Raw genomic sequence first — 7,077 nt, 5'->3', positions numbered from 1 at the left:
GGCGCGTGGTGACACCCCCCGGCGACCATGCTGACGACACCGGCGGCGGCGACGGCCAGAACCCATCTCATGCGCCCACTTTAACCCATACCCCCGCGGGGTATTTATTCGTTTGGTCCGGTCAAGCCGTAGCGGCATACTGGGCGGGTGAATTCTGGGAGCACCACCCCCACCGGGGCGTCCGTGGACATCAAACCGCGCAGTCGTGACGTCACCGACGGCCTGGAGAAAACCGCCGCCCGCGGGATGCTGCGCGCCGTCGGCATGGGCGACGACGATTTCGCCAAACCTCAGATCGGCGTGGCCTCGTCATGGAACGAGATCACGCCCTGCAACCTCTCGTTGGACCGACTGGCCAAAGCCGCCAAGGAAGGCGTGCTCGAGGCCGGCGGCTACCCGCTGGAGTTCGGCACCATCTCGGTCTCCGACGGCATCTCCATGGGCCATGAGGGCATGCATTTCTCCCTGGTGTCCCGCGAGGTGATCGCCGACAGCGTCGAAACGGTGATGTGCGCCGAGCGGCTGGACGGCTCGGTGCTGCTGGCCGGCTGCGACAAGTCGCTGCCCGGGATGCTGATGGCCGCGGCCCGCCTCGATCTGGCCTCGGTGTTCCTCTACGCGGGATCGACCATGCCGGGCTACGCGAAGCTGTCCGACGGGACCGAGCGCGAGGTGACGATCATCGACGCGTTCGAGGCGGTGGGGGCCTGTTCGCGCGGACTGATGTCTGCCGAGGACGTCGACATCATCGAGCGATCGATCTGCCCCGGCGAGGGCGCCTGCGGCGGTATGTACACCGCCAACACGATGGCCAGCGCGGCTGAGGCGCTGGGGATGTCCCTGCCGGGCAGCGCCTCTCCCCCGGCGATCGACCGACGCCGCGACGGGTATGCGCGGGCCAGCGGGGCGGCCGTGGTGGAGCTGCTGCGCCGGGGGATCACCGCCCGCGACATCTTGACCAAGGAGGCGTTCGAGAACGCGATCGCGGTGGTGATGGCGTTCGGCGGATCGACCAATGCGGTGCTGCACCTGCTGGCGATCGCCCACGAGGCGCAGGTCGATCTGACCCTGGCCGACTTCTCCCGAGTCGGGGCAAAGGTCCCGCATCTGGCGGACGTCAAACCGTTCGGCGCGCACGTCATGTACGACATCGACAAGATCGGCGGCGTGCCGGTCATGCTCAAGACGCTGCTGGAAGCGGGCCTGTTGCACGGCGACTGCCTGACGGTCACCGGCAAGACGATGGCGGAGAACATCGCCGAGCTCAATCCGCCGGTCGTGGACGGCAAGGTGCTGCACGCGCTGACCAACCCGATCCACCCGACCGGCGGTATCACGATTCTGCGCGGGTCGCTGGCGCCGGAGGGCGCAGTGGTCAAGTCCGCGGGCTTTGACACCGATGTGTTCGAGGGCACCGCACGGGTTTTCGATGGCGAGCGTGCAGCCCTCGACGCCCTGGAAGACGGCACGATCAGCGCCGGCGATGCGGTGGTGATCCGCTACGAGGGCCCCAAGGGCGGCCCGGGGATGCGAGAGATGCTGGCGATCACCGGCGCGATCAAGGGCGCCGGCCTGGGCAAGGACGTGCTGCTGCTGACCGACGGCCGCTTCTCCGGTGGCACCACCGGTTTGTGCGTCGGCCACATCGCCCCCGAGGCGGTGGACGGCGGGCCGGTGGCGTTCCTGCGGGACGGCGACAAGATCCGCCTGGACGTCGCCAACGCGACGCTGGACGTGGTTGCCGACCCCGAGGAGTTCGCGTCCCGCGCGGCCGGCTTTACGCCGCCGCCGCCGCGCTACACCACCGGCGTACTGGCCAAGTACCGCAAGCTGGTGGGCTCTGCGGCCATCGGCGCGGTCTGCGGCTGACCCGCCGGCGCCGACGGCGCCCTCACGGGGACCTCAGAGGTCTCCGGCACCCTCCGGCCCTGCCCCGCTCAGGGTCCTGCCGCGGCCGCGAGCCGCCTCCGGCCGCGCCCCGCTCTGCCCTGCCCTGCGGCCCGTCAGCCACGGCGATCCCCGGCGACTCCTGTCCTGAAAACGGCTCAGATCTGCACCCACTCGAGATCCGAAAGCACCGATTCCGGTGCCGTTCGGCCCTTTACCGCATACCCCCACGGGGTATACAGTCGGGGAACCCGGTTGCCGCCGGGTACGCAGAGAAAGGTGTGAAGACATGGCGAATTACGAGGATGGAGCCGTGTTGACGTGTGGTCATGACGGCTGCGGATGCCGCGTCCGCGTCGAGTCCGCGTGTCACTGCCCGGGCGCCGACGTCAGCTACCGATGCACCTGCGGTGAGGAGTTGGTTCCGATCAGCGAATAAGGGGGCGGCGCCGGTGACGCACAACCTCGACCGTTGTGCGTCACCGGACGCCTGTCCTTTATCTACACCACCCCGCACCCGAGGTGCTCGGCGGTCGCTGCCCTGCGCGCCCGTCAGCGCACCCCCTCCTTGGCAAACACCACCCGCAGTACGTAGCCCGACTCCGGGCCCATCACCATCTCGGCCAGCTCGCAGAACGTCGCAACGAACTGCGGGCCGTGCGCCGGCCGGGCGTCACACAGGTGATGCGCGATCTCGTGCAGCACCACCAGTTCCCGCAGCGCCCAGTCCCCGCCGCGCTGGTCCGGCACGGCGATAATGCCTGCCGCCCCGACCTTTTCGTAATGTGCGGCAGTGGTGCCGCGGCGAGCGCGCACAGCCAGATCCGCCGCGTCCTTCCACCGGTCACGTACGCCCGGCAGGGCCATGACGTCCTCGACGTAGCGCTCAACCGCCGCCACCGTCGCGAAACGGGCTTCCGGTGGCAGGGTCAGCGTGGCACCGAAGAAGTCGATGCTGCGGGTACCGGTCTCGGCGGCGCGGTCGAACAGGGTTCGGACGAACAGTTCCGCGGCATAGACCTTGGCGCGCTGACCGTCGCGCTGCGCGGGGTTGCCGCTCACCGCTCCAGCGCGGACCGCGCCACCGACAGTTCGGCCTCACCGCCCAGTCGCGCTTGCCGTCCGGCCCGATCGCCGGCCCGTCGCGCCGCCGAGGAGTACCCCGCCGACGCCCGAGTGGCCCGCCAGGTACCACGCGCCTTGGAGGTGCCGCGGTAGAAGTCCTGCAGTTCGATCTCTTTGTTGCGCAACGCGATCGCCGTCCCGGGAGTTCTGTTCCGGCCGGACTCGGCCTCTCGCCGGGCCTCGTCGCGCGCCTCAGCCAGGCGCTGGGCGACCCGGGCCCCGAACGCCAGGTGAAAGTTGAGCCGGGCGGTGATGGTGGGGGTCGGGCGGTGCGCACCCGTGGCGATGTAGGCGTCGGAGGCCCGCACCATCTGAACGACCAGGCTCGCGTAGAGGGCGTGGGTGGCGTCGATGTCCTCGGCGAACCCGTAGGCGTAGACGTAGGTGGAGTTCATTGCCACGTCGCAGCGCACGTCGTTGGCGGCGGCGATCCCCACGAACAGCTGCACATAGGTGCGCAATCCCTTGGTTCCGGGCGATCCGATGGTGATGGTGCGCTGCACCGGCACCGTGGCAGCGGTCCGGTTGGCGGAGTGGGCCCGCGCCACCGCCAGATCGATGGAGGTGGCGGTGGCCAGCCGTTGTGCCGCCGCCATGAAAGCGTCCGCCTCGTGGGCGTTGTCGGTGCCCTCCGCCTGCCGCAACAGCGCGGCGATCCGCGCCAGCATCTTGTCGTCGGCGCTCATGACCGCCGCTCCTCGGCATCGCTGCGCTCTGCCTCGTCAACGTCGGGGCTCATGACCGCCGCTCCTCGGCATCGCTGCGCTCTGCCTCGTCAACGTCGGGGCTCATTGGCGCCACGCTAGCCGACGCCGGCGACACCCGGCACCGGTGACTCACAGGTGCGCGTCGATCCAGCCGACGACATCGTCGAGCACCTGCGCGCGCTGCGGTTCGTTGAATACTTCGTGGTAGAGACCCGGATAGACGGTCAGCTGCACGTCGCTGGAGCCGGCGTGCTCCGCCAGGCGCCTGCTGCCCGCAGCGGGCACCAGCCCGTCGTCTTCACCGTGCACCACCAGCAGCGGCGCGGTGAGCGCCTGCGCCCGCGTCGGCATGGTGTCGCCGACCTTGATCAGCGCTCGGGCCACACCGGCCGGCACCCGCCCGTGGTGGACCAGCGGGTCCGCGTTGTACGCCGCCACCACCGCCGGGTCACGCGAGACCAGGGCACTGTCGAGCTTCTCCACCGGAAGACCCGGCGCGACCACCCCGAGCGCCTTGGCCACCCGGGCCAATCCCGGTGAGACGACGTCGGCCATGCCGACCGCCGGTCCGGACAGCACCATCAACTGGTAGTCGTCGGGCCGGTCCACGCCGTAGCTGAACACGATCGCCCCGCCCATGCTGTGTCCGAGCACCACGCGCGGCACTCCGGGGTGCTCCCGAGCGGAGATTCCGGCCAGCGTGTGGAAGTCGGCGGTGTACTCCGCGATGTCGCGGCACAGCACCCGACGACCACCCGAGCGACCGTGCCCCCGGTGGTCGAGGGCATAGGTCACCAGACCCGCCGCACCGAAACGGTCCGCGACATGGTCATAGCGCCGGGCGTGCTCGCCGAAGCCGTGCGAAAGCACCACCACCGCGCGCGGCGCGTCCGGCGGTGTCCACGTGTCGTAGACGATCGGCACCTGGCGGACACCCTCGAAGGTTCGTTCGGTGCGGGTCACAGCCATCAGGGCAGCGTAACGGGCGGCAGGCGCGTCGAGGTAACCTCGCCAGCCATGGGACGAGTCGAGGGCAAAGTTGCGCTGATCAGCGGCGGCGCGCGGGGAATGGGCGCGGCACACACCCGGGCACTGGCCGCCGAGGGCGCCAAGGTAGTGATCGGTGACGTTCTTGAGGACGAGGGCAACCGACTGGCCGACGAATTGGGTGCCGACAACGCACGGTTCGTCCGTCTCGACGTCACCCAGGCCGAGCAGTGGCAGGCGGCTGTGCAGACCGCAGTCGACGCCTTCGGCAGCCTCGACGTGCTGGTGAACAACGCCGGGATCGCCAAGTACAACGCCCTGGAGAACTTCGACCTGGCCACCTGGCAACAGGTCCTGGACGTCAATCTGACCGGGACCATGCTGGGCATGCACGCGGCCGTCGCCCCGATGAAGGCCGCCGGCGGCGGCTCCATCATCAACATCTCCTCGGTGGAGGGGATGCGCGGCACCGCAGGCCTCTACGGCTATGTCGCATCGAAGTGGGGGGTGCGCGGGCTGGCCAAGGCCGCCGCGGTCGAACTCGCCCCGCACAACATCCGGATCAACAGCGTGTTGCCCGGCCTGATCCGCACCAGGATGACGATCGCCATCCCCGATGACTCGCTGCAGATCCCGCTGGGCCGCGGCGCCAAGTCCGCAGAGGTTTCCACCGCGGTGGTGTTTCTGGCCTCCGACGAATCGTCCTACATGACCGGGTCCGACCTGGTCATCGACGGAGGCCTGTCCGCGGGCATTCCGCACAAGACGGGCTAAGGCAGCATTTTCCCAGCTGAGGACATCAACCAGAGGTACTTCTGGAACGTGTTCTATGATGGCCGGTCATGAAGACCAAGGGCGCATTGCTGTGGGAGCTGAACTCGCCGTGGCGGGTCGACGAGATCGAGTTGGGCGACCCTGTCGAAGGCGAAGTCCAGGTCCGGATGCACGCCGCGGGGATGTGCCACTCCGACTACCACGTCACCACCGGGGCCACCCCGATCGGGCTTCCGGCGCTCGGCGGCCACGAGGGTGCCGGGGTGATCACCAAGGTCGGCAAGGGCGTCACAGGCCTGGAAGAGGGCGACCATGTCGTGATGGCCTTCATCCCGGCCTGCGGTGCCTGCGCGCCGTGCATGAAGGGCTTCCGCTCGCTGTGTGATCGCGGCGCGGTGCTGCTGGGCGGCAAAGCCATCGCCGACGGCACGAACCGCATCCACGCCGGCTCCCACGCGGTCTCCCCGATGAACCTGCTCGGCACCTTCGCGCCCTACATGACCGTGCACCAGGACTCCGTCGTCAAGATCGACAAGGACATCCCGTTCCAGACCGCCGCGATCATGGGTTGCGCGGTGCCCACCGGGTTCGGCTCGGCCACCAATGTCGCGGAGGTCAAGCCCGGCGAGACCGTCATCATCGTCGGGGTCGGCGGGATCGGCATGAGCGCCCTGCAGGGCGCGGTGCTCTCGGGCGCCCGGCGGGTGATCGCCATCGACCCGGTTCCCTTCAAGCGCGATCAAGCAATCAAGTTCGGCGCAACGCACGTGTATCCCTCGATGGCCGAGGCCATCGTGCCGGTGATGGAGGAGACCTGGGGCCTGATGGCCGACAAGGTGATCATTGCCGTCGGGGACATGAAGGGCGAGTACATCGAAGAGGCGATGACGCTGACCGCCAAGACCGGCACCTGCGTGGTGACCGGCATGGGCGCGATGGCCGACGCCGACGTCAAGCTGAACCTCTTCCTGTTCACCATGCTGCAGAAGACGTTGAAGGGCAACATCTTCGGCGGCGGTAGCTCGCACATCGAGACGCCCCGCCTGGCGGGCCTGTACAAGTCCGGCCTGCTCAAGCTCGACGAGATGATCACCACGACCTACAAGCTCGAAGACATCAACGCCGGCTACCAGGACATGGTGGACGGCAAGAACATCCGCGGCGTGATCACCTACGACGAGTCGGACTGGTAGGCCGCTACTTCGCCTCGCGCTGCAGCCGGCAGCCGGTGTAACCGGACACCACCAGGTTGCCGCGGTAGCCGATTTTGATGAAAAGCCCCGTGGGGCCGTAGAAACCGACGTCGTGATCGCCGGGCCGATTCGCCATCACCTGCACCTCGGTGGCGTCCAGCTTGGCAGCCGCATCCTCGGCGGCCTGCTCGAGCTTCGCCCAGGCCTGCTCTGACACCGCGACATCCCGGGCAACCGCGTCCGGCAGGAAGTAACGCTTACCGTCGGTTTGCTCGTATGGCCGCTCGCAATTTCCGCCATCTCCCTCGTCCAGCGTCTCCCAGACGATGGACGGGATGAGTTGTTTTGCGGCGGTGGTTATTTCATTCATCGTGGCGGCTACCTGAGTTTGAGTGTCCTCTAAC

The 7,077-nt window shown here is 68.4% G+C and carries 8 protein-coding genes; 4 read left to right on the top strand and 4 right to left on the bottom strand.

The features are described 5' to 3' along the window. The first annotated feature begins 147 nt into the window (after nucleotides 1-147). Both ilvD and mymT read left to right on the top strand, forming a co-directional pair. Nucleotides 148-1,869, top strand: a complete 1,722-nt coding sequence (ilvD, locus tag LI92_RS18815) for a dihydroxy-acid dehydratase (RefSeq protein WP_046321651.1) — start codon at nucleotides 148-150, stop codon at nucleotides 1,867-1,869. 307 nt (nucleotides 1,870-2,176) lie between these two features. Then, a complete protein-coding gene (mymT, locus tag LI92_RS22590) occupies nucleotides 2,177-2,326 on the top strand; it encodes a copper-binding metallothionein MymT (protein WP_082109807.1) in 150 nt (49 codons plus the stop codon). 113 nt (nucleotides 2,327-2,439) lie between these two features. Here mymT and LI92_RS18810 read toward each other — a convergent pair whose 3' ends face one another. The 3 genes from LI92_RS18810 to LI92_RS18800 form a co-directional block, all read right to left on the bottom strand. Next, entirely contained in the window at nucleotides 2,440-2,949 is a 510-nt protein-coding gene (locus LI92_RS18810) for a TIGR04338 family metallohydrolase (protein ID WP_046321650.1), read from the bottom strand. Further along, complete coding sequence (locus LI92_RS18805) at nucleotides 2,946-3,698, bottom strand: DUF2786 domain-containing protein (RefSeq protein WP_046321647.1); 753 nt, start codon at nucleotides 3,696-3,698, stop codon at nucleotides 2,946-2,948. Before LI92_RS18805 ends, LI92_RS18810 begins: the two co-directional genes overlap by 4 nt. A 150-nt stretch (nucleotides 3,699-3,848) precedes the next feature. Further along, on the bottom strand, nucleotides 3,849-4,688 hold the full coding sequence (locus tag LI92_RS18800; RefSeq protein ID WP_152665552.1) for an alpha/beta hydrolase: 840 nt from the start codon (nucleotides 4,686-4,688) through the stop codon (nucleotides 3,849-3,851). Between the two features lie 48 nt (nucleotides 4,689-4,736). Between LI92_RS18800 and LI92_RS18795 the strand changes: the two genes are divergently transcribed. Then, nucleotides 4,737-5,480, top strand: coding sequence for a glucose 1-dehydrogenase (locus LI92_RS18795; RefSeq protein ID WP_046321645.1), 744 nt, complete (start codon nucleotides 4,737-4,739; stop codon nucleotides 5,478-5,480). A gap of 68 nt (nucleotides 5,481-5,548) precedes the next feature. Beyond that, nucleotides 5,549-6,673, top strand: a complete 1,125-nt coding sequence (locus LI92_RS18790; RefSeq protein ID WP_046321644.1) for an NDMA-dependent alcohol dehydrogenase — start codon at nucleotides 5,549-5,551, stop codon at nucleotides 6,671-6,673. 4 nt (nucleotides 6,674-6,677) lie between these two features. Here the strand turns inward: LI92_RS18790 and LI92_RS18785 are convergent. Next, a partial coding sequence (locus tag LI92_RS18785; RefSeq protein ID WP_046321653.1) for an LppA family lipoprotein occupies nucleotides 6,678-7,077 on the bottom strand: 400 nt, incomplete at its 5' end.

The sequence above is a fragment of the Mycobacterium sp. UM_Kg1 genome, assembly GCF_000972925.1.
Classification (GTDB): Bacteria; Actinomycetota; Actinomycetes; order Mycobacteriales; family Mycobacteriaceae; genus Mycobacterium; species Mycobacterium hiberniae.
The sequence above is the reverse complement of the archived record's forward strand: the minus strand, read 5'-3'. Positions and strand labels throughout refer to the sequence as shown.

What these genes read in the sequence shown, in the direction of transcription:
- mymT (WP_082109807.1), top strand. Translation starts at nt 2,177, where the DNA reads ATGGCGAATTACGAGGATGGAGCCGTGTTGACGTGTGGTCATGACGGC.
- LI92_RS18795 (WP_046321645.1), top strand. Translation starts at nt 4,737, where the DNA reads ATGGGACGAGTCGAGGGCAAAGTTGCGCTGATCAGCGGCGGCGCGCGG.
- LI92_RS18800 (WP_152665552.1), bottom strand. Translation starts at nt 4,688, where the DNA reads ATGGCTGTGACCCGCACCGAACGAACCTTCGAGGGTGTCCGCCAGGTG.
- LI92_RS18805 (WP_046321647.1), bottom strand. Translation starts at nt 3,698, where the DNA reads ATGAGCGCCGACGACAAGATGCTGGCGCGGATCGCCGCGCTGTTGCGG.
- LI92_RS18790 (WP_046321644.1), top strand. Translation starts at nt 5,549, where the DNA reads ATGAAGACCAAGGGCGCATTGCTGTGGGAGCTGAACTCGCCGTGGCGG.